The sequence below is a fragment of the Nocardia sp. NPDC051911 genome, assembly GCF_040681035.1.
GTDB classification, from domain to species: Bacteria; Actinomycetota; Actinomycetes; order Mycobacteriales; family Mycobacteriaceae; genus Nocardia; species Nocardia sichangensis.
In genome coordinates this window covers 32,618-53,884 of the sequence record NZ_JBFAXY010000002.1, presented here as the reverse complement: position 1 = coordinate 53,884, position 21,267 = coordinate 32,618, and the positions used below count along the sequence as shown (strand labels likewise).

Below are 21,267 nucleotides of genomic sequence, written 5' to 3'. Positions count from 1 at the left end.
AACGTTCGGTACAGCGACGCTACCCGCTCCCGGGAAGAAATGAATGGTAGATCACAAAAATTTGGTGATCCGCCTTCAATCTCCCGCAATGCGCCGATCGAAGCGAGAATCTCTGCTAACTTACCTGGCTATCGCGCGGGCCGTCCGAAGAGCACCAGCTGCATCAGCAAGCGCACCCGGTCCTGGGCGGCCAGCGGTTCGTTGCCGAAGGCGCGGCCCAGGTCGACGACCACCGCGAAAGCCGCGTGGACGAGGATGCGCGCCTCCGCCGGAGCGAGCTCCGGACGCACCTCGCGCAGCAGCCGGGCCCACTCCTCGACGCTGAGTCGCTGGATATTGCGCAGCACCGTGCGGTCCTCGGTGGGGACATGCTGGAACTCGGTGTAGTACACGAAGGTGAGGGCGCGTTCGGCGAACGATCCGGCGACGTATTGCGTGATCAACGCGGTGAGCGCGTCCTCGGAATCGCCGGCCGCCGCCACGGCCGGGCCGACGGCGCCGGAAACCCGTTCGGCGGCACGGCGGAACGCGGCGGCCAGGATGTCGCTCTTGCCGCGGTAGAAGCGGTACACCGCCGAGGCCGCCGAAAGCCCTGCGGCGGTGGCGATGTCCTCCACGCTGACGTTGGGGTAGCCGCGTTCGTGGAACAGCTCGACCGCTTTGCGCAGCAGCAGTTCGTGTTTGAACGAATCCGGGATCTCCACCACCGCGACCGGCTCGACCGCGCGCGTCGCGGGCAGCTTCGCGTGGGCGACCGACCAGCACGCCGAATGTAGCAGGCGGGCAAGGGGTTTCGCCGGGAGGGCGGCGTGATGGTCGGCGATGCTGGTGATCGTGCTGAGCAAGGCGGCGCGCAGCACGCGCACGTCCTCCTCGATGAGTTCCGGGCGCAGCGCGGCCAGCTGGCTGCCCAGCGCGCCGAGTACCGTGGCCTGCTGGTCGTTGAGCGTGGTCTGGTCGTCCGGCTCGAGGTACCTGACTTCCCAGCGCACCAGCGTGACGGTGGGGCGGTTGTCGATGGTGACCGCGATGAGCGCGTCGAGCACGTGCCGCAGCCGCTGTTCGGCGGGCCAGTCGGCCGCCTCCTCGGGCAGCTCGACCGATTCGGTCATCGCCTGGCCGACGCGCAGCAGTTCTTCCCGGAACAGCGCGTATTTGCTCGGGTAGTGGCGGTACAGCGCCGCGGAGCTGATGCCGAGCCCGGAGGCGATGTCGTCCATGCTGACGCCGTGGTAGCCGAGCGCGCCGAACGCGGCGGCCGACGCGGCGGCGATCTGGGCACGGCGGTTCTTCGGTCTGCGCCGGATCTCGCGAGGTGCCGAGTCGCCGCTGCTCGCCTTCCGCGCCGTACGGCGATTGTCGACACTCATGACGAACATCGTAACGACCTGGCCGTATGGCCGGGCTGGCCGTGCCACGGGATACGGCTCCCGGGGATGAGCGGCCCCCGGGAGCTGTACCTGTTCTCCGGTGCGCGCCGGCATGCGACGAGGCGGGATGTGCGCGCCGGTGCGTCCGGAAGTCGACAGCTGGACTCGGCCGAAGCGCGGGGCACGATGCGCGCCGTGCCGGGACTAGCTGTCGAACAGAGATAAACTTACACGAATATAAATCCAGTACAAGTGCTGATCGAACACAGAATCATTGTTCACATACTGGTTGACCGCCGGTCGACCACCACCCGCGCCCGGCCGCGCGGCACCGTGGTGATGTTGCGGATCTTGCCGCGCTCGGGCGCGCTGCCCGCCGGGAGCGAAAGCGTGTCGCGGACGAGGATTTCGCGCAGCACCGTGGCGCCCTCGAGCAGTGAGAACCCCGCACCGATGCATCGCCGCACACCGCCGCCGAACGGCAGCCAGGTGTTCGGCGACACTTCGCCGTCGAGGAAGCGGGCCGGGCGGAACACGGCGACGTCGGGGTAGGCCTCGGTACGGCGGTGTGCGAGGACGATCGACGTGGCGACCACGGTGCCCGCGGGCAGCCGCTGTCCGCCGATCGTCATGTCCCTGGTCAGTTTTCGATTGGTGCCGGAGATGACGGTGTGCAACCGCATGGCCTCCTTGAGCACTGCGTCCAGGTATCGGTCGTCGCCGGTGCGCGCGGCCTCCGAGGCCTGCCGCTGGATCTCGGCGTCGGCGGCGAGTTCGTAGAGTGCCCAGGACAGCGCCGAGGCGGTGGTCTCGTGCCCGGCCAGCAGTAGCGTGATGAGCTGGTCGCGCAGTTCGGCATCGGTGAGCGGCGCGTCGCCGTCGCCCGCGCCGACCTCGAGCAGGCGCGACAGCACGTCGGTGCGCCCGGCCAGATCGGTCGCCCGCCGCCGCTCGGCGATCTCCGCGTAGAGCAAGGCGTCGACCGCGGCCAGGTTCTCGGCGAAGCTCTTCCACGGGCCGACCCGCCGCAATCGGTCGCTCTTCAAACCCAGGAACACCAGCGGATTCAGGTGGACGATCCGGTTCAGGCGCGGGTTCAGCTCGGCCCTGGTCCGCTCGTCGGTGACGCCGAAGACCACCCGCGTGATCACCTCGAGGGTGAGCGCGTTCATCCGGTCCAGCATGCGCACCGTGGATCCGGACGCCCAACCGCCGATCTCCGCGGCCGCGATCTCGGAGATCAGCGCTCGGTAGCCGCGCAGCGCGGCGCCGTTGAACGCGGGCATGAGCAGCCTGCGCGCCCGCGCGTGCTCGGCCTCGTCGGTCAGCAGCAGCGAGTGCGGGCCCATGATCGCACCGAGGATCTGGTTGCCCTCGCCCGCGTGCAGGTCGTGCGGATCGCCCGCGAAGATCTCCTTGATGTGCTCGGGGCGGGAGTACACCACGACGCGGTCGGCGAACGGCGGGATCCGCAGGGTGAAGACGTCACCGTAGCGGCGCGCCATCGCGGTGAGGAACCGGGCCCGGTCCCGCTGGAACAACGCGCTCTGCACGAGCGGCGGCAGCGCGGGCCCAGGCGGAAAACCCGCGGGCTCCGTGCGTTCTCGGACGTCCTGTGCGGCCACGATGCCACCTCCACGCGCATGTCGAACCGGCTGTCGCCTCCACGCTAGGAGAAACCCGGACGCCGGTCCATGCCCGATGCCCGCCGCTCGCGTACCCCGGCTCACCTTCCAATACTCCGTTTGTCCGAAACCGCTTGTACCGGTGCGTCTTTCTGGTAAGGAGTTCGTCATGGCGTCGGCTTTGCGCCCGGTGGACCCCATCCCGGTGCTCGGCGCCGTGGTCGCCGCGGTACGGCGGATCACGGCGCGCTATCGGCTCACCCCGCAGGAGAAGCGCAACCTGGAAGCCGCCCGCGGCGCGCGGGCGGCGGTCTTCACCGCGTCCATCGGCGGGCGCGGCTACCGCCGATAGAATCCTGCGCCGCAGCCGAACTCGCGACGCACACAGCCGCGCCCGTTCCGGATCGCGGCGTCCGATTCGGGCGCTCCCGGCACTGCGTCCGACAACTGATCGGGATCGTCCGCAGCCGAAGTCGGGAGCGCCCTCAGCCCTGCGCGCCGGGCCGGATCGCGCCGTACCAGTCGAGCAGGTCCGGGTTGTCCACGGCGCTGCGTTCGACGACGCGGGTCGGGTCGGCGCCCTGGAACAGCTTCTTGATCGGTACCTCGAGCTTCTTCCCGGTGCGGGTGTGCGGGATGCCGGGGGCCAGGATGATCTCGTCGGGCACGTGGCGGGGGGATACCTCGGTGCGGATGGTGCTGTTGACGCGCGCTTTCAGCTCGTCGGTGAGTTCCGCGCCGGGCGCGAGGGTCACGAACAGCGGCATCCAGTATCCGCCGTCGGGCTGCTCGGCGCCGATCACCAGCGCTTCGGCGATCTCCGGGAGCCGTTCGACGGATTGGTAGATGTCGGCGCTGCCCATCCGGATGCCGTGCCGGTTGAGCGTGGAGTCCGACCGCCCGTGCACGACCACGCTGTGGTGGTCGGTGATGGTGATCCAGTCGCCGTGCCGCCACACGCCGGGGAACATGTCGAAATACGCGTCGTGATAACGCTTCCCGTCCTCGTCGCGCCAGAAGGAGACCGGCATGGACGGCATCGGCGCGGTGACGACGAGCTCGCCGACTTCGCCGCGCACCGGCTGCCCCGCCGGGTCGTAGGCGTCCAGCGCGACGCCGAGGAAGGGCGCCGACAGCTCACCCGGCCACACGGGCACGGTGCGCGCGCCCCCGATGAACGCGGACACCACGTCGGTGCCGCCGCTGATCGAGGACACCTGGACGTGCTCGCCGACGTTCTCGCCCAGCCACAGCGCCGAGGAGGTGGGCAGCGAGGAGCCGGTGATGCCGACGGTGCGCAGGGCCGACAGGTCGTGCTCGGTGCGCGGCACCGACCCCGCTTTGATGCAGGCCAGCACATAGCCGGGGCTGGCGCCGAGCACGGTGGCGCCGACCTCGGCGGCGATCCGCCACAGCGCGTCGGGGGTCGGCGCGGTAGGGCTGCCGTCGTAGGTGACGATGGTCGCCCCGGCCAGCAGGCCCGCGATCTGGAAGTTCCACATCATCCAGCTCGGGCTGGTGTACCAGAAGAAGGTGTCCTCGGGTCCGATGTCGGATTGCAGGGCAACGGCTTTGAGGTGTTCGAGCAGCACGCCGCCGTGGCCGTGCACGATGCCCTTGGGCAGGCCGGTGGTGCCGGAGGAGAACACGATCCACAGCGGATGGTCGAAATCCACCGACTCCGTGGTGATCACCGGAGGCAGCCCGTCGGTGGTGGTCACCGCCTCGTCCCACGAGGTCGCGTCCGGCACGTCCAGCCCGAGCCGGGAGACCGCGATCGTGCCCTTCAGCGAGTCCAGGCCCACACGCAACGCGGCGATGTCGTCGCGCTTGTCGTGCGCCTTGCCGCCGAAGCGGTAGCCGTCGGCGGTGACCAGGACAGTCGGCTCCAATTGCCCGAGACGGTCCAGCGCGGCTTTCGGCGAGTAGTCCTGTCCGCAGGCGCTCCAGATCGCGCCGATGCTCGCGGTGGCCAGGAACGCGATCACCGTTTCCGGGATGTTCGGCAGATACCCGGCCACCCGGTCGCCGGGCCGCACACCCAGCGACCGCAGCGTCTGTGCGAAAGCGGCGGTGTGGTCGATCAGTTCGGCCCAGGACACCTCGCGGATCGGAGCGTCCTCACTGACCGCCTTGATCGCGGGCCGGTCGGTGCGCAGCTGCCGGATCACCTGGTCCACATAGTTCAACCGGGTGCCGGGGAACCACTGCGCGCCCGGCATCTCCGCGCTCGCCAACACTTCGCCCGCGATGTCACCGAGCTCGAAGTAGTCCCAGACCGCGTGCCAGAACCCGGCGAGATCGTCGACCGACCACTGCCACAGCGCGTGATAGTCGGTCGCGTGCACACCGGTGCGTTCCGCGACGAATCGGGCGAAGTCGGTGATCCTCGCCTCGGCGATGTCTTCTTCGGTCGGCACCCATTGTGGTTGCATCGCGGTCCTCTCGACTGGGGAAACTCTGCGTTCAGGCGCGGTCGGCGCGCCGCACGATCTGCTCGGCGTGCCGGAACACGGGGCCATCGACCATCCTGCCCTCGAAGGCGAAGACGCCGCGGTGGTTCGGCGCTTCCGCCAGCACTCGGCGGGCCCAATCGATCTGCTCCTCGGACGGCGCGTAGGCGGCCCGCAGCACCGGCACCTGGCTGGGGTGGATCGCGACCTTGGCGTCGAATCCGACCGCGACCGCGTCCTCGGCCTCTGCTCGCAGGCCGTCCAGATCGCGGATGTCCAGATACACCGAGTCCAGCGCGAACTTGCCGTACGCCTTGGCGGCCAGCAGCGCGCGGGAGCGGACGTGTCGCGCCACGTCGCGGTAGCTGCCGTCGGCGTGCCTGCTCGCGGTGCCGCCGAGCCCGGCCACCAGGTCCTCCGCGCCCCACATGACGCCGATCGCGTTGGCCGCCGTCATCGCCTCGCCGACCGTCAGCGCGCCGAGCGGCGACTCGATCAGCGCGATCACCGCGTAGTCCGCCAGCGCGGTGACCTGTTCGGCGGACTCGCATTTCGGCAGCATGAGCCTGCGGTAGGCGGTGTCGGCGAGTGCCGCCAGATCGAGCGCGTGGTCCTCGGTACCCGCCGCGTTGACGCGCACCACCGTGGTCGCCGGATCGAGCGGTGTATCCAGCAGCGCCTTGCGCGCCGCCGCTTTGTCGTGCGCGGCGACGCCGTCCTCGAGGTCGAGAATCACGACGTCGGCCGCAGCCGCCGCCTTCGCGAAGCGCTCGGGACGATCGGCCGGGCAGAACAACCAGGCCGGACCTGCCATCTGCCAATTCATGCGGCATCGCCTCCGGCATGAGCGCGACCCTGCCGACTCCGGGCCGAACCGCTCATGCTGTGTCGGTTGTGGATACCCACGGAGCCCGGTGGAGTGCCGCTGTGCTGCCTCAGGACCGGGCCGCTCATGCTGGGTCGGTTGTGGGCATCCGCATCGCTGTTCGTGGTGACCTTGGGTTGTCTCACCCGGACCGGACGCCTCATGCCACGCCCTCCGGAGCCTTGCGCACCAGCGTCTTGCGCACCGCCGTGGCCACGACCTCGCCGTGCTGATTGCGCGCCGTGTGCGCGAAGGTAACGATGCCCTCGCCCGGACGGCTCTTCGATTCGCGCTTGTCGGTGACCACGGTTTCGGCGTACATGGTGTCGCCGTGGAACAGCGGCTTGGGGAAAGCGACCTCCGAGAAGCCGAGATTGGCCACGATGGTGCCCTGGGTCAACTGCGCCACCGACAGTCCGATCAACGTGGACAGGGTGAACATCGAGTTCACCAACCGCTGATTGAACGGAGGCAATCGATCGCTGAACGCCGCGTCCAGGTGCAGCGCCTGGGTGTTCATGGTGAGCGTGGTGAACAGGACGTTGTCCGCCTCGGTGATGGTGCGGCCGGGGCGGTGCTCGTAGACCACCTCGGTGTCGAACTCCTCGAACCACAGGCCGCGCTGCACGACCGTCCGCCGGGTCACAGGCCCAGCTCCCGTCCGATCAGCATCAGCTGCACCTCCGTCGTCCCCTCGCCGATTTCCAGGATCTTGCTGTCGCGATAGTGCCGGGCGACGGCGTACTCGTTCATGAAGCCGTAGCCGCCGAAGATCTGTGTCGCGTCGCGAGCGTTGTCCATGGCGGCCTCGCTGGCCACCAGCTTGGCGATGGACGCCTGCTTCTTGAACGGCTTGCCCGCCAGCATCAGCGCCGCCGCGTCGTAGTAGGCCGTGCGCGCGGCGTGCGCCCGCGTCTCCATCCTGGCGATCTTGAACGCGATGGCCTGATTGCGCCCGATCGCCTGGCCGAACGCCTCGCGCTCCTTGGCGTAGCGCACGCTCTCGTCCACACAGCCCTGCGCGGCGCCGACCGCGAGCGCGGCGATGGCGATGCGGCCCTCGTCGAGGATGCGCAGGAAGTTCGCGTAACCGCGCCCGCGCTCGCCGAGCAGATTCTCCTCGGGGACGCGGACGTCGGTGAAGCTGAGCGGATGGGTGTCGGAGGCGTTCCAGCCGACCTTGTTGTACGCGGGCTCGGCGACGAAACCGGGTGTGTCGGTCGGCACCAGGATCGTCGAGATCTCCTTCTTGCCGCCGGTGTTCCCGGTCACCGCGGTCACCGTGACGAGCTTGGTGATGTCGGTGCCGGAATTGGTGATGAACTGCTTGCTGCCGTTGATGATCCATTCGCCGCCGTCGATGACCGCGGTGGTCCTGGTGCCGCCCGCGTCGCTGCCCGCGCCCGGTTCGGTGAGCCCGAACGCGGCGAGGTTGCGGCCGCTGGTCAGCCGCGGCAGCCATTCCTGTTTCTGCTTGTCGTTGCCGAAGCGGTAGATCGGCATCGCGCCGAGCGAGACGCCCGCCTCCAGCGTGATCGCCACGCTCTGGTCGACCTTGCCCAGTTCCTCGAGCGCCAGGCACAGCGCGAAGTAGTCGCCGCCCATGCCGCCGTACTCCTCCGGGAACGGCAGGCCGAACAGGCCCATCTCGGCCATCCCCGCGACCACTTCGTACGGGAAGGTGTGGTTCGCGTCGTGCTCGGCCGCCACCGGAGCGACCACCGACCGCGCGAAGTCGCGCACGGTCAGCGCGAGATCGCGGTACTCCTCCGGCAGCGTGCCGGTGGACAGGAAGTCGGTCATGCGGGGATTCCTTCTCGTTCGGTGGGATTCGTTGCGGCCTGCGCGACGACGCGCGCCAGCACTTGGTCCAGGCGCACCTGCGCGCCGGGTTCGACCAGTAGTTCGACGGTTCCGGCGACCGGCGCGGTGAGCGAGTGCTCCATCTTCATCGCCTCCACGATGACCACCGGATCGCCCGCCGCGACGGCGGCGCCGGAGGCGACCGGCACCGCGATCACCGAGCCGGGCATGGGGGAGCGGATCTCGGCGTCGCCCACGTGCTCGTCGCCGCCGCGCACGTTGACCTCGGCCACTTCGCGCAGCACCGCGATGCCGGACGGTCCGGCCACCCACAACAAGCCGTCCTGCTCGGCGACCCGGTAGGTGCGGCGCAGGCCGTCCAGGGTGAGGGCGAGTTCGCCCGCGCATCGATCGCCGGAGGCGGTGAATACCGCGGTCAGTGCGCGGCTTTCGCCCTCGTCGACCCGCACCGTGCCGTCGTCCGGCGTGCCGGACAGGTAGACGTGCTCGACCCGCTCGCCGCCCGCGAGCCGGATCGGCGTCGGCGCGTCGGCCCCGATCCGCCAGCCGGAGGGCACCTCCCAGGGGTCGCGCGGCGCGGCGGGCCAGCGGCGCACCCAGTGCCAGGCCGCCGCGGCGACGAACTCGTCGTCGCCCACGGCGGCGGGCCGGAAGTCGGCGACCCGCCGGTCCAGCAGGGCGGTGTCCAGCCGTCCTTCGGCCACGTCCGGGTCGGCGAGCAGGAAACGCAGGAATTCGATATTGCTGGTCACGCCGAGCAGCACGGTGTCGGCCAGCGCGCGATCCAGTTTCGCGAGCGCGGCGGCGCGATCACCGGCGTGCGCGATGACCTTCGACAGCATCGGGTCGTAATCGCTGCCGACGCGCGTGCCGATCCGCAGGCCCGAGTCGACCCGGACGCCGGGACCTTCCGGCTCGTCGAGGTCGAGCACCGTGCCGCCGGTGGGCAGGAACCCGCGCCCCGGATCCTCGGCGTACACCCTGGCCTCGATCGCGTGCCCGACCATCCGGATGTCGTCCTGCGCCACCGCAAGCTTCTGCCCGGCCGCCACCCGGACCTGGCATTCCACCAAGTCGACGCCGGTGACCAGCTCGGTGACCGGATGCTCTACCTGCAGGCGGGTGTTCATCTCCATGAAGAAGAACTCGTCCGGCTGGTCGGCGGAGACGATGAACTCCACGGTGCCCGCGCCCACGTAGTCCACGCTGCGCGCGGTGTTGCAGGCCGCCGCGCCGATCCTGGCCCTGGTGGCCGCGTCCAGCAGCGGCGAGGGAGCCTCCTCGATCACCTTCTGGTGGCGGCGCTGCAAGCTGCATTCGCGCTCGCCCAGATGCAGCACGTTGCCGAACTGGTCGGCGAGAATTTGCACCTCGATGTGCCGCGGCCGGGTGACGAACCGTTCCAGGAACAGCGTGTCGTCGCCGAACGCGGCGGCGGCCTCGCGCCGGGCGCTGCGCAGCGCCTCCGGCAGGCGGGCCGGATCGTCCACCCGGCGCATGCCCTTGCCTCCACCGCCCGCGGACGGCTTGACCAGCACCGGATAGCCGACTTCGGCGGCCGCGGCGATCAGCTCGTCATCGGTCAGGCCCGGGGTGGCGATGCCGGGCACCACGGGGACACCGAACGCGGCCACGGTGTTCTTCGCGGTGATCTTGTCGCCCATCACCTCGATGGCGCGGGCCGGCGGTCCGAGGAAGACGATGTCCGCCTCCGCCAGCGCGGCGGCGAAAGCGGCGTTCTCCGAGAGGAACCCGTAGCCGGGGTGGACCGCTTGCGCGCCGGTGCGCACGGCGGCGGCCACCACCTGGTCGATGGCGAGGTAGCTCTCCCGGGCGGGGGCCGGGCCGAGACGCACCGCAGTGTCGGCTTCGTGGACGTGGCGGGCGTCGGCGTCGGCGTCGCTGTAGACGGCCACCGAGCGAATCCCCAAGGCGCGCAGAGTGCGGATCACCCGCACCGCGATCTCGCCGCGGTTGGCGACCAGCACGGTGTCGAATCCGACGGGAACGGATCTGTTCAGCATCGTCATCACATCCGGAAAACGCCGTAGGAGACGGGTTCGAGCGGGGCCTGCGCGCACACCGACAGCGCCAGCCCGAGCACGGTTCTGGTGTCGGCGGGATCGATCACGCCGTCGTCCCACAACCTGGCCGTCGAGTAATAGGGGTTGCCCTGGCTCTCGTACTGGTCCCGGATCGGGGCCTTGAACGCCTCCTCGTCCGCGGCCGACCAGGGCTGCCCGCTGCTGTCGAGCTGGTCGCCGCGCACCGTCGCCAGCACCGACGCCGCCTGCTCGCCACCCATCACCGAGATCCGGGCGTTCGGCCACATCCACAGGAACCGCGGCGAATACGCGCGCCCGCACATCGAGTAGTTGCCCGCGCCGTAGGAGCCGCCGATGACGACGGTGAGCTTCGGCACGCGGGCGCAGGCCACCGCGGTGACCATCTTCGCGCCGTGCTTGGCGATGCCGCCTGCCTCGTAGTCGCGGCCGACCATGAAGCCGGTGATGTTCTGCAGGAACAGCAGCGGGATACTGCGCTTGTCGCACAGCTCGATGAAATGCGCGCCCTTCATGGCGGATTCGCTGAACAGCACGCCGTTGTTGGCGACGATGCCCACCGGATGTCCGTGGATGTGCGCGAACCCGGTGACCAAGGTCTTGCCGTATTCGGCCTTGAACTCGTGGAACCCGCTCTCGCCCTCGACGGTCCCGTCGACGACGCGATGGATCACCTCGCGCACGTCGTAGGGAGTGCGCAGGTCGGTCGGCACCACGTCGTAGAGCTCGGATTCCGGCGCGGCGGGCGCGATGACGGGCCGCGCGTCCCACGGGACCGGCGTGCGCGGGCCGAGCGTGGCCACGATGCGGCGCACGATGCGCAGCGCGTCCTGATCGTCCTCGGCCAGGTGGTCGGTGACGCCGGAGGTGCGCGAGTGCAGCTCGCCGCCGCCGAGTTCCTCGGCCGTGACCACCTCACCGGTCGCGGCCTTCACCAGCGGCGGGCCGCCGAGGAAGATGGTGCCCTGGTTGCGCACGATCACGGCCTCGTCGCTCATCGCGGGCACGTAGGCGCCGCCCGCGGTGCAGGAGCCGAGCACCGCGGCGATCTGCGGAATCCCTTTGGCGCTCATGGTCGCCTGGTTGTAGAAGATGCGCCCGAAGTGCTCCCGGTCGGGGAACACCTCGTCCTGGTGCGGCAGGTACGCGCCACCGGAGTCGACCAGGTAGACGCACGGCAGCTGGTTCTGCAATGCGATCTCCTGCGCACGCAGATGCTTCTTCACCGTCATGGGGTAGTAGGTGCCGCCCTTGACCGTCGCGTCGTTGGCCACGATCACGCATTCCCGGCCGGACACCCGGCCGATCCCGGTGATGATCCCGGCGCCGGGGGAGTCGTCGCCGTACATTCCGGTCGCGGCCAGCGGGGACAGCTCGAGGAATGGGCTCCCCGGGTCCAGCAGCTGGTCCACGCGCTGCCTGGGCAGCAGTTTGCCCCGCGCGACGTGGCGATCGCGTGCCTTCTGGGGCCCGCCCAGCGCCGCGGCGGCCAGCCGGGCGCGCAGATCGTCGACCAACGCCGCGTGCGCGGCGCGGTTCCCGACGACCTCTTCGATAACGGTCATCACGTAATCCTGTCGTCCAGTTAGTCGACGATAACTGAAATTCAGGTTAGTCTTGATTAACCGAGTTGTCCAGATCGGCCGAAAGGACCGCGTGTGACCAGTGCCGAATCCGTCGCGCCGACGCGTCGTGAGCAATTGAAGGCGCAACGCAGGATGCAACTGCTGGAAGCGGGAGCGCGGTTGATCGCCGATCGCGGCTTCCTCGGCATGCGCCTGGACGACCTGGGCGCCGCCGTCGGCATCAGCGGCCCCGCGGTCTACCGGCACTTCCCGAACAAGGAAGCGCTGCTGATCGAGCTGCTGGTCGGGGTGAGTCAGCGCCTGCTCGACGGCGGCAAGAAGGTGGTCGCGGGCACGAACTCCCCGGAGGAGGCGCTCGCCGGGCTGGTCGATCACCATCTGGACTTCGCGCTCGGCGAGCCGGAGCTGATCCGCATCCAGGACCGCGACCTGGACAACGTGCCCGCTGCGGCCCGCCGCGAGATCCGCCGCACCCAGCGCCAGTACGTGGAGATCTGGGTGAGCGTGTTGCGCGAGCTGCATCCCGAACTACCCGAGGAGGCGGCGCGGGTGCAGGCCCACGCCGCCTTCGGTCTGATCAACTCCACCCCGCACAGCGCGAGCGAGGCGACCGCGGCACGCGCCCGGCCGGTGCTGCGCGGAATGGCGCTGACCGCGCTCGGGTGAGCGCGCCCTCATCGCGCGCTCCACCCGCCATCCATCGTGTAGGCCGCGCCGGTGACCATGCCCGCCTCCGGCGACACCAGCCAGGCCACCAGCGACGCGACCTCCTCCGGCTCGACGAGCCGTTTGATCGCGCTCTCGGTGAGCAGGATCTTCTCCACCACCTCCTGCTCGGGCACGCCGTGCGCCTTGGCCTGATCCGCGATCTGCTTGTCCACCAGCGGCGTCCGCACATAGCCGGGGTTCACGCAATTGCTGGTGACGCCGTGCGGGCCGCCCTCCAGCGCGGTGACCTTGGACAGCCCCTCCAGGCCGTGCTTGGCCGTCACGTACGCGACCTTGTATTCGGAGGCGCGCAGGCCGTGGACCGAGGAGATGTTGACGATCCGTCCCCAGCCCTGCCGGTACATGTGCGGCAGCGCCGCGCGCACCAGCAGGAACGGGGCCTCGACCATCAGCGTGAGCAGGTCGCGGAAGCGCTGCGGCGCGAAGTCCTGGATCGGGCTGACGTGCTGCACCCCGGCGTTGTTGATCAGGATGTCGACGTCGAGTTCCAGCTCCTCCAGCGCCGCGACGTCGAGCAGGTCCACCGCCCACGACTTGCCGCCCAGCTCCCTGGCCACGGTCTTCGCGCCGACGTCGTCGACGTCGGCCACCGTGACCGTGGCCCCCCGCGCCGCGAGCGCGCGGGCGCACGCCGCGCCGATGCCGCTCGCGCCGCCGGTGACCAGGGCGCTGCGCCCCGCCAGATCGCTCATCGCACGGTCACTTCGGTGCGCGCGCCGAGGGTCTCGGCATCGGCGTGATCGATGCTCTCCAAGGTCAGTCCCTTCGTCTCTCGTGCGACGAGCACGGCGATCGCGCTCACCGCCGCCGCGCCCGCCAGGTACCAGGCGATCGGCACCGCGGAGTGGTAGGTGTTCAGCAGCCGGACGGCGATGATCGGCGCCAGCGAACCGGCCACGATCGAGGTCACCTGGTAGCCGAGGGACACACCGGAATAGCGCATCCGGGTGGGGAACATCTCGGCCATGATCGCGGGCTGCCCGGCGTACATGAAGGCGTGGAAGATCAAGCCGATGACGATGGCGGACATGATGACCACGTTGTGGCCGCTGTCCATCATCGGGAAGGCGAAGAAGCCCCAGGTGCCCGCGGTGAGCGCGCCGATCAGGTAGACCGGCCGCCTGCCGATGCGGTCGGACAGGTTGCCCACCAGCGGGATCGCCACGAAGTGGACCGCGTGCGCGGCCAGCAGCCACCACAGGATCACTTGGGTGTCGGCGTGCACCTGCGTCTTCAGATAGGTGATGGTGAACGTGACCACCAGGTAGTACATGACGTTCTCGCCGAAACGCAGCCCCATCGCGGTGAACACGCCGCGCGGGTAGCGGCGCAGCACCTCCACCACGCTCAGCGAGGTCGCCTTGATCTGCTCGGCTTCCCGCTGCGCCGCGACGAAAATGGGCGCGTCGGTGATCTTGGTGCGGATGTAGTAGCCGATCAGCACCACGACCGCCGACAACCAGAACGCGACCCGCCAGCCCCAGCCGAGGAACGCCTCGTCCGACAGCGTGGAGGTGAGCACCAGCAGCACCACCGTCGCCAGCAGGTTGCCCGCGGGTACGCCTGCCTGTGGCCAGCTCGCCCAGAATCCGCGGCTGCGGCTCGGGCTGTGCTCGGCGACCAGCAGCACCGCGCCGCCCCACTCTCCGCCGACCGCGAAGCCCTGGATGAAGCGCAGGGCCACCAGCAGCGCGGGCGCCCAGTAGCCGATCTGCCCGAAGGTCGGCAGGCAGCCCATCAGGAACGTCGCGCTGCCCACCAGCACCAGGCTGAACTGCAGCAGCTTCTTGCGGCCGTACTTGTCGCCGAAGTGCCCGAACACCACGCCGCCCAGCGGCCGCGCCGCGAAACCGACCGCGTAGGTGATGAACGCGGCGAGGATGGCGTCCAGGTCGCTGGTGCCCTTGGCGAAGAACACCTTGCTGAACACCAGCGTGGCGGCGGTGCCGTACAGGAAGAACTCGTACCACTCCACCACCGTGCCCGCCATCGACGCGGCCACCACGCGGCGCAGGCCGCTGGTCGTGCCGCCCGAATCCGCCGCTACGGCGTTGTGCTCCCTCATCGCACTTCTCCTTCGTGCCCGGGGCCACACTTCGTTCCCGATGTGACGGCCCCCACAATGCTTGGCTGCACCGAGTATTGGTGCAGAGGAATTGCGCCGCAATGACCATTTGTGCAGTGCGTCTCTGCAAAGATGCAGATATGCGCCCGGCCACTCCTGGTCGTCCCAGCGCGGACGACCTCCTCGTCCTCCTGGCCGTCGGGCGCTCCGGCCGATTCGTGACGGCGGCCGACGAACTCGGCATCAACCACACCACCATCTCCCGGCGCATCGCCGCGCTCGAGCACACCCTCGGCGGCCGGGTGCTCACCCGGGTGACCGGTGGCTGGGAGCTGACCGATCTCGGCAGGGAAGCCCTGGCCGCGGCCGAGGCGGTGGAGTCGGCGGTGAAGTCGCTGGCCGCGGACGCCGACGGAAACCGGGTGCTGGAGGGGGTGGTCCGGCTCTCGGCGACCGACGGCTTCAGCGCTTACATCGCCGCGCCCGCGGCGGCGGAGGTGCAGCGGCGGCACCCCAAGATCTCGGTGGAAATCGTGGCGATCACCCGGCGCGCCTCGCAGCAGCGTTCGGGGCTGGATCTCGAGATCGTGGTGGGCGAGCCGCAAGTGCACCGCGCCACCGCCACGCATCTGGCCGACTACTGTCTCGGCCTCTACGGTTCCCGCGAATACCTGTACGAGAACGGCGCACCCGCGACGATCGACGACCTGTCCCGGTATCCGCTGGTCTACTTCATCGATTCCATGCTGCAAGTCGACGATCTCGACTTGGCCTCCAGCTTCGTACCCGCGATGCGCGAATCGGTCACGTCCACCAATGTTTTCGTGCACGTCGAGGCCACGCGCGCCTCGGCGGGCCTTGGCCTGCTGCCGTGCTTCATGGCCGATCGCCACGCGGACCTCGTTCGCGTGCTGGCCGATTCGGTGACCGTCACCCTCGGCTACTGGCTCGTCGCGCGCACCGAAACCCTTCGCCGCCCGGAAGTGGCCGCCGTCGTCGCCGCGATCCGCGCCGTGGTCGCCGATCAGCGCGACATCCTCCTCGGTCGTCGGCACTGACGGTCGACTCCGGCCCCGGGGGCGATGCGAGTCGTCTTCGTCCGCTCCTGGCGGCATGCTCGGCCTCACTCCTGCCCGTGCGGCTTCGGTGGCTCAGCGGGCGAGGTGTCCGGCCTGGCGGCGCGCTGTGATCCAAATTACTGGTTTCCGACCATCTGGACAGCGCACAGCTATCTCAAAGAAAACTCACAGCAATCGCTGAACAGATGTTTTCATGCTGTCGCCGCCAGCGACGCCGGTGAGGTGAACAGGCCAGCGTACAACGTGGTCAGACATGCGGGCATTTCTCATTTCGGGGAAGAATTGCCAGTGTTGGGAAGGTGCATACTCAGCAGTATGAGGCATAGATCACGCGCTACGTGAACGCACAATCATTCTCCTGACCAGATGTTTCTCCGCCGCGCTGCCGGGCGTTGGCGGAGTCGTAACTCTGTCTTCGTCTCCGGCGCCTTATTTGAGTTCAGTGAGCCGACTTCAAACGGAGGAATCTGTGCTACCACACGTGACCGTGATCCACCGCGTACGTGGTGTCGATGTTCCGTATACCGAGCGTATCGATCACGTTCGCAATCTTGTCACCTATGTTTGCGCGAGCGGCTTGCCCGACGGGATACCCGAGCAGGCGGCGGCGGTCACGGTTCTCGACGGCGCGACTCCGGTGCACGGTGCCGTGCGCGATCTCGCGGCACGGTTCGGCACGCCGGAACGCATTGTCGCACTGCACGAGTTCGACCTACTCCCGGCGGCGGAACTGCGCGCGGAATTCGGCATCCCCGGTGACCGGGCGGAATACGTCACCCGGTTCCGCGACAAGCTGACAATGGCCCAAGCGGTCGCCGCGCGGAACGTCTCCGTTCCCGCATTCCGCGCCGCACCCGACCTGTCCTCGGTCGCCGAATTCGCCGCGGAGTCCGGTTTCCCGATCATCGTCAAGCCCAGATTCGGCGCCGGCAGCCGCGATGTGGTCAAGCTGAGTTCGGAAGCGGATCTCGCCGCATTGCCGGACCTCGCGTCCGAACCATTTCTGGTCCAAGAATTCTGCCCGGACGAAGTCGGCGCCATCGACGGCGTGTGGACGGGTTCCCAACTCGGGCCGTGGCGCGCTTCGAAATATCTCGGAACATGCCTCGATTTCGCCAACGAAGCGGAAAGCCTGGGCTATATCGAGGTCGACGATCCCGCATTGACCGGTACATTGACCGAGTTCGCCGAATCGGTTCTTTCCGCACTCAGCCCTGGTGTCCCGACCGTATTCCATCTGGAATTCTTCGTCGGCGGAGACGGCGATTCTCCCCGCGTCCAGTTTCTGGAGGTCGCGGCGCGCGCGTGCGGCGGGCAAACCACCCACATGTGGCGCGAGGTGCACCGATACGACCTGCTCGGCGCGGCGGTCGACATCCAGCTCGGCCGGACGCCCGCCACGGCGCCGCTCACCGACGGCGAGGTGGTCGCCGAACTGCTCATCCACCCGCCGGTGACGCCGCCGTGCCGGGTGGTGGCCGTGCACTGGGCGGTCCCGGAGGCCTACGCCCCGTACCACTGCTCGATTCCGCAGGTGGGGTCGGTGATCACCGAAACGTTCGGCTATGCCGATATCGGTGCGGCATTCCGCATCCGCGGAAAGTCGACCGCGGAAGTACTGGAATCGGTGCGCCGCACCGTGGCCGGGTTCCGAATGATGTGCACGGCGCTCGATTCACCTGTCGCGGCGGCGGTCGCCTGATCTGCTCGGACTTCTCTCGTGTCTCGGCTCTCCGTAGCTGTACCGCCGCCGGGTCCGCAGCGCATGCTGACCCTGATCACCGCGGCGTCCGCTGTCTCCAGCGGAATCTATTTGTCCACCGTGGTCCTGTATTTCACCAGGATCGTGCGGATTTCGCCGATGCGGGTCGGCGTGGGGCTGAGCGTCGCCGGCGCCGCCTGCGTTGTCGGCGGAGTACTCGTCGGCAAACTCTCGGATCGGCATGATCCGCTGCTGGTATTGCGTCGCAGTCTGATCGTCGCCGCTCTCGCCACGCTCGGATTTCTCGCGGTCGACGGATTCGCGATGTATTTGCTCGTCGTTCCCGCGGCGGCCGCGGGGCAGGCCTGCGTGCAATTGCTGACCACGGCGATCATCACCAAGATCGGCACCGACCGGGCCAACGAGTTCCGGGCGTACACGCGGTCGGTGCTCAACGTCGGCATCGCCGTCGGCATCGGGATGTCCGCGCTGGCGGTGCAATTCGACTCCGCCCTGCTCTATCGCGCGGCGATCGTCGTCGGAGCGGTATTTCTCGCCCTGGCGGCGCTGCTGGTCGGCCGACTGCCCGCGCTGCGATCCGTCGATGCCGAGTCGCCAGGCGGCCGCAGCCGGTGGGCGGCACTACGCGACCGGCCGTATCTGGCATTGACGGCGCTCGACGGTGTGCTGTCGCTGCAGTACCGCGTCCAGTCGGTCGCCATTCCCTTGTGGATAATCGGCGCGACCACGGCGCCGCGCTGGTCGATCGCCACGCTCGACATGCTCAACATCGCCATCGTCGTGTTATTCCAGGTCCGCGCCAGCAGGCGCGTCCTCGACGTCCCAGCGGCGGGCGCGGCGCTGCGGCGCTGCGGCTGGGCGTTCCTGATCGCCTGCGTCCTGTTCGCGGCCGCGCGCGGCCACGGCGGCTGGATCGCGGTGCTCATCCTGGTCGCGGGCGGCGCGATCCTGAGCGTGGGGGAGCTGTGGCAGACGGCGGGCGGCTTCGAAGCGTCGAACCTGCTCGCCCCGCCGCGGGAAATCGGCGCGTACCTGGGTGTTTTCAGCATCGGCTTACGAATGGCCGACACCGTCGGCCCGGCGCTGCTCGCTTGGTTGTGCGTCGATGTCGGCGTCGTCGGCTGGTACATCACGGGATTCGTCCTGCTGGCCGCCGGGCTGCTGTCCCCCCTCGTCGTCGCTTGGGCCGAATCGACCCGCGACAGGTACGCGCTCGCTCCGGCGTCGTGAAGCCGGACGCGAAACCCCGGTACTGGCATTGGAAGGAACCATCCCGATGGAAGCGACGATCGACATCCGGATCACCGAGGCGGATCTGGCCGAAGCACTGCGCACGGATGTCATGGCCGGACTGTCCGGACCGCGGAAATGGCTGCCGCCCAAGTGGTTCTACGACACCCGTGGCAGCAAACTGTTCGAGGCGATCACCGACCTGCCCGAGTACTATCCGACCCGCACCGAGCGCGCGCTGCTGCACGCTTGCGCTCAGGAGATCGCGGTCGGGGCCTCCGACGCGACGGAGCTGATCGAACTCGGTTCGGGATCCTCGGAGAAGACCGGTCTGCTGCTGCGTTCGTTCAGTGCACACGGCTCGTTGCGCTCGTATGTGCCCTTGGACGTCTCCGAGTCCGCTCTGCGGGACGCGGTCGGGTGGATCAACGCGGAGTTCCCCCGGCTCGAGGTCCACGGCCTGGTCAGTGATTTCACCAACGGGCTCGACTGGCTGCCACGCCGTGGGCGAAGGATCGTCGCGCTGCTCGGCGGCACGCTGGGCAACCTCGTCCCGGCGGAGCGGGCCGAGTTCTTCGGGCGCCTGCACGACGTGCTCGAGCCGGGGGAACAGTTGCTGCTGGGCGTGGGCCTGGTGACCGATCCGGCCGTCATGGTGCCCGCATACGACGACGCCGCGGGCGTAACGGCCGAGTTCAACCGGAACATCCTGCACGTGGTGAACAACCGGCTCGGCGCGAATTTCGAACCCTCGCGGTTCGCGCACGTCGCCGTGTGGGATCCCGGCAACCGGTGGATCGAGATGCGGTTGGAGGCCACCGCCGACATGACGGTGACCGTCGCGGACCTGGATCTGATGCTCGAGTTCGCCGCCGGTGAGCAGATGCGCACCGAGATCTCGGCGAAGTTCCGGCTGGCGGACTTCCACGCCGAGCTGGCCGCTGCCGGGCTCCCGGCGCAGCGATCCTGGACCGATCCCGCCGAGCGCTTCGCCGTGGTGCTCGCGGGCAGATGAGCGACCTCATCGCGGCGGGCGGGGCGACGTTCGCCGAACGTCCCCGGCTGCGGTCCGGCGCGGGCCGGTGGATCATGGCCGCCGCCGTGCTCGGTTCGGCGCTGGTCTCCCTCGACACCACCGTGGTCAATCTCGTCGTGCCGCGGATCGGGGCGGACCTCGGCGCCGACATGGTGGATCTCCAATGGGTGGTGAGCGGCTACACCCTCGCCTTGGCGTCGCTGATCCTGGTGGGCGGGGCGTTGGGTGACAGGTACGGCCGTCGCGCGGTATTCGTCTGGGGCAGTGTGGTCTTCGCGCTGGCCTCGGCGTGGTGCGGAGTCGCGCCGGACGTCGCGACGCTGGTGGCGGCGCGGGTGGTGCAGGGGGTCGCGGGTGCGCTGATCACGCCCGGCAGTCTCGCGCTGATCGCGGCGTCGCTGGATCCGCGCGATCAAGGCGCGGCGATCGGCATGTGGTCCGGTCTCGGGGGCGTGGCGGGTGCGGTGGGGCCGATCGTCGGCGGCTGGCTGGTGGAACTGGCCGGATGGCGCTCGGTGTTCCTGATCAATGTCCCGTTGGCCGTGGCCGTGGCCGTCGTGTCGATGCGCCGCGTCCCGGAGTCCCGAGATCCGTACGCGCCGGCGCGGCCGGACCTCATCGGCACGGCGGTGGTGGTCACGGGCCTGGTGACGCTGACCTACGGGTTCATCGCAGGACACCCGGGGATGCAGGTTCCCGGCGCCGCGCTCGTGGCCGTCTTCGTGATCGTGCAGACCCGCGTCCGCAACCCGCTGGTCCCGCCCGCGCTGTTCCGGTCGCGGCAATTCACCGCGGTCAATCTGGTGACGTTGCCGGTGTATGCCGCCTTGGGGTGTGTGCTGTTCCTGTTGCTGCTCCAATTGCAGATCGTCGCGGGGTATTCCCCTCTCGTCGCCGGAACCGCGACGATCCCGATCACCGCGATCATGCTGCTGTCGTCGGGCTGGATCGGGCGGTGGGCGCAGCGGCACGGTGCGCGCCTGCCGATGACCATCGGCCTGCTGCTATCCGCCGCCGGAGCAATGTCATTGGCCGGAATCGATGCGGACGGTTCGTATGCCACCGCGGTGCTGCCCGGCGTCCTCCTGCTCGGCGCGGGCATGGCGGTGTTCGTGGCTCCGTTGACCGAATCCGTGTTCGCGTCGGTCCCGATCGAGGAGGCGGGCATCGCCTCCGGGGTCAACAACGCGATCGCCCGCATCGCCCAGTTACTCGCCATCGCCGCGATCCCCGGCCTGGTCGGCATCTCCCGGACGCCGCTCACCGACGGCGTCGCGTTCGGCGCGGGCTACCGCGCGGCCATGTGGATCTGCTCTGCCCTGTTCGCCTCGGGCGCCACACTCGCCGCGACCCTCATGCCTCGACCGGCAAGGGCCACGGTGGCCGCCCCACCTGCGGCGCGATGGCCGAGCGACCTGCTTCCCTTTTCGGCGGACGCGGTGGACATCGGCGAGTCGCGGACGACCCCGTCGCGAGGTCGTCGGCTGGGCCGCGGCCGGGGTTCGCGTCGGCAACCGGGCGGCGGCCCGTCGGACCACGACGTTCGCCGCCCGCGACCTACCCACTCGACCACACGGCCGGAAAACCGCTCCGGTCAACGTATGCGGAACGAGTGAGTG

Annotated in this window: 17 protein-coding genes; 7 read left to right on the top strand and 10 right to left on the bottom strand. The window is 69.1% G+C overall.

The features are described from left to right. Window positions 1–128 precede the first annotated feature (128 nt). Both AB0L97_RS03380 and AB0L97_RS03375 read right to left on the bottom strand, forming a co-directional pair. Window positions 129–1,370 carry a TetR family transcriptional regulator gene (locus tag AB0L97_RS03380; RefSeq protein ID WP_355074826.1) on the bottom strand — a complete coding sequence of 414 codons (1,242 nt, stop codon included), beginning with the start codon at window positions 1,368–1,370 and terminating at the stop codon, window positions 129–131. A 278-nt stretch (window positions 1,371–1,648) separates the two neighbouring features. Beyond that, the gene (locus AB0L97_RS03375; RefSeq protein WP_364424911.1) at window positions 1,649–2,995 is read right to left on the bottom strand and encodes a cytochrome P450; all 1,347 of its coding nucleotides are present in this window, start codon (window positions 2,993–2,995) and stop codon (window positions 1,649–1,651) included. 169 nt (window positions 2,996–3,164) lie between these two features. Here AB0L97_RS03375 and AB0L97_RS03370 point away from each other — a divergent pair, with 169 nt between their 5' ends. Continuing rightward, window positions 3,165–3,347 carry a hypothetical protein gene (locus AB0L97_RS03370; protein WP_364424909.1) on the top strand — a complete coding sequence of 61 codons (183 nt, stop codon included), beginning with the start codon at window positions 3,165–3,167 and terminating at the stop codon, window positions 3,345–3,347. A gap of 133 nt (window positions 3,348–3,480) precedes the next feature. On the opposite strand, the gene AB0L97_RS03365 is transcribed toward AB0L97_RS03370, so the two are convergent. The 6 genes from AB0L97_RS03365 to AB0L97_RS03340 form a co-directional block, all read right to left on the bottom strand. Further along, window positions 3,481–5,430, bottom strand: a complete 1,950-nt coding sequence (locus AB0L97_RS03365; protein WP_364424907.1) for an acetoacetate--CoA ligase — start codon at window positions 5,428–5,430, stop codon at window positions 3,481–3,483. 31 nt (window positions 5,431–5,461) lie between these two features. After that, window positions 5,462–6,274, bottom strand: a complete 813-nt coding sequence (locus AB0L97_RS03360) for a CoA ester lyase (RefSeq protein WP_364424906.1) — start codon at window positions 6,272–6,274, stop codon at window positions 5,462–5,464. 199 nt (window positions 6,275–6,473) lie between these two features. Further along, window positions 6,474–6,959 carry a MaoC family dehydratase gene (locus AB0L97_RS03355; RefSeq protein ID WP_355074813.1) on the bottom strand — a complete coding sequence of 162 codons (486 nt, stop codon included), beginning with the start codon at window positions 6,957–6,959 and terminating at the stop codon, window positions 6,474–6,476. Further along, a complete protein-coding gene (locus AB0L97_RS03350) occupies window positions 6,956–8,116 on the bottom strand; it encodes an acyl-CoA dehydrogenase family protein (protein ID WP_355074811.1) in 1,161 nt (386 codons plus the stop codon). The genes AB0L97_RS03355 and AB0L97_RS03350 overlap by 4 nt, the downstream gene beginning before the upstream one ends. Beyond that, window positions 8,113–10,161, bottom strand: coding sequence for a biotin carboxylase N-terminal domain-containing protein (locus AB0L97_RS03345; protein ID WP_364424905.1), 2,049 nt, complete (start codon window positions 10,159–10,161; stop codon window positions 8,113–8,115). Before AB0L97_RS03345 ends, AB0L97_RS03350 begins: the two co-directional genes overlap by 4 nt. A gap of 5 nt (window positions 10,162–10,166) precedes the next feature. After that, window positions 10,167–11,765, bottom strand: a complete 1,599-nt coding sequence (locus AB0L97_RS03340; RefSeq protein WP_364424904.1) for a carboxyl transferase domain-containing protein — start codon at window positions 11,763–11,765, stop codon at window positions 10,167–10,169. Between the two features lie 153 nt (window positions 11,766–11,918). Between AB0L97_RS03340 and AB0L97_RS03335 the strand changes: the two genes are divergently transcribed. Further along, window positions 11,919–12,452, top strand: coding sequence for a TetR/AcrR family transcriptional regulator (locus AB0L97_RS03335; RefSeq protein ID WP_355075038.1), 534 nt, complete (start codon window positions 11,919–11,921; stop codon window positions 12,450–12,452). Between the two features lie 8 nt (window positions 12,453–12,460). On the opposite strand, the gene AB0L97_RS03330 is transcribed toward AB0L97_RS03335, so the two are convergent. Both AB0L97_RS03330 and AB0L97_RS03325 read right to left on the bottom strand, forming a co-directional pair. Further along, the gene (locus tag AB0L97_RS03330; protein WP_364424903.1) at window positions 12,461–13,207 is read right to left on the bottom strand and encodes a 3-hydroxybutyrate dehydrogenase; all 747 of its coding nucleotides are present in this window, start codon (window positions 13,205–13,207) and stop codon (window positions 12,461–12,463) included. After that, a complete protein-coding gene (locus tag AB0L97_RS03325) occupies window positions 13,204–14,580 on the bottom strand; it encodes an MFS transporter (protein WP_355074803.1) in 1,377 nt (458 codons plus the stop codon). The genes AB0L97_RS03330 and AB0L97_RS03325 overlap by 4 nt, the downstream gene beginning before the upstream one ends. A gap of 140 nt (window positions 14,581–14,720) precedes the next feature. Here AB0L97_RS03325 and AB0L97_RS03320 point away from each other — a divergent pair, with 140 nt between their 5' ends. From AB0L97_RS03320 to AB0L97_RS03300, 5 genes are all read left to right on the top strand, one after another. Then, window positions 14,721–15,638, top strand: a complete 918-nt coding sequence (locus AB0L97_RS03320) for a LysR family transcriptional regulator (protein WP_364424902.1) — start codon at window positions 14,721–14,723, stop codon at window positions 15,636–15,638. A 502-nt stretch (window positions 15,639–16,140) separates the two neighbouring features. Continuing rightward, complete coding sequence (locus AB0L97_RS03315) at window positions 16,141–17,361, top strand: hypothetical protein (protein WP_364424901.1); 1,221 nt, start codon at window positions 16,141–16,143, stop codon at window positions 17,359–17,361. Window positions 17,362–17,424: 63 nt separating this feature from the next. Continuing rightward, window positions 17,425–18,612, top strand: coding sequence for a hypothetical protein (locus AB0L97_RS03310; RefSeq protein WP_364424900.1), 1,188 nt, complete (start codon window positions 17,425–17,427; stop codon window positions 18,610–18,612). Between the two features lie 46 nt (window positions 18,613–18,658). Next, a complete protein-coding gene (gene egtD / locus AB0L97_RS03305) occupies window positions 18,659–19,627 on the top strand; it encodes an L-histidine N(alpha)-methyltransferase (protein WP_364424899.1) in 969 nt (322 codons plus the stop codon). Then, window positions 19,624–21,264, top strand: coding sequence for an MFS transporter (locus AB0L97_RS03300; RefSeq protein WP_364424898.1), 1,641 nt, complete (start codon window positions 19,624–19,626; stop codon window positions 21,262–21,264). Before egtD ends, AB0L97_RS03300 begins: the two co-directional genes overlap by 4 nt. Window positions 21,265–21,267: the final 3 nt, after the last annotated feature.

Excerpts from the sequence above, each read along its gene's own strand:
- AB0L97_RS03370 (WP_364424909.1), top strand. The coding sequence starts at position 3,165 with ATGGCGTCGGCTTTGCGCCCGGTGGACCCCATCCCGGTGCTCGGCGCC.
- AB0L97_RS03330 (WP_364424903.1), bottom strand. The coding sequence starts at position 13,207 with ATGAGCGATCTGGCGGGGCGCAGCGCCCTGGTCACCGGCGGCGCGAGC.
- AB0L97_RS03340 (WP_364424904.1), bottom strand. The coding sequence starts at position 11,765 with ATGACCGTTATCGAAGAGGTCGTCGGGAACCGCGCCGCGCACGCGGCG.
- AB0L97_RS03380 (WP_355074826.1), bottom strand. The coding sequence starts at position 1,370 with ATGAGTGTCGACAATCGCCGTACGGCGCGGAAGGCGAGCAGCGGCGAC.
- AB0L97_RS03310 (WP_364424900.1), top strand. The coding sequence starts at position 17,425 with ATGCTGACCCTGATCACCGCGGCGTCCGCTGTCTCCAGCGGAATCTAT.
- AB0L97_RS03325 (WP_355074803.1), bottom strand. The coding sequence starts at position 14,580 with ATGAGGGAGCACAACGCCGTAGCGGCGGATTCGGGCGGCACGACCAGC.
- AB0L97_RS03335 (WP_355075038.1), top strand. The coding sequence starts at position 11,919 with ATGCAACTGCTGGAAGCGGGAGCGCGGTTGATCGCCGATCGCGGCTTC.
- egtD (WP_364424899.1), top strand. The coding sequence starts at position 18,659 with ATGGAAGCGACGATCGACATCCGGATCACCGAGGCGGATCTGGCCGAA.
- AB0L97_RS03300 (WP_364424898.1), top strand. The coding sequence starts at position 19,624 with ATGAGCGACCTCATCGCGGCGGGCGGGGCGACGTTCGCCGAACGTCCC.
- AB0L97_RS03350 (WP_355074811.1), bottom strand. The coding sequence starts at position 8,116 with ATGACCGACTTCCTGTCCACCGGCACGCTGCCGGAGGAGTACCGCGAT.
- AB0L97_RS03345 (WP_364424905.1), bottom strand. The coding sequence starts at position 10,161 with ATGCTGAACAGATCCGTTCCCGTCGGATTCGACACCGTGCTGGTCGCC.
- AB0L97_RS03360 (WP_364424906.1), bottom strand. The coding sequence starts at position 6,274 with ATGAATTGGCAGATGGCAGGTCCGGCCTGGTTGTTCTGCCCGGCCGAT.
- AB0L97_RS03320 (WP_364424902.1), top strand. The coding sequence starts at position 14,721 with ATGCGCCCGGCCACTCCTGGTCGTCCCAGCGCGGACGACCTCCTCGTC.
- AB0L97_RS03365 (WP_364424907.1), bottom strand. The coding sequence starts at position 5,430 with ATGCAACCACAATGGGTGCCGACCGAAGAAGACATCGCCGAGGCGAGG.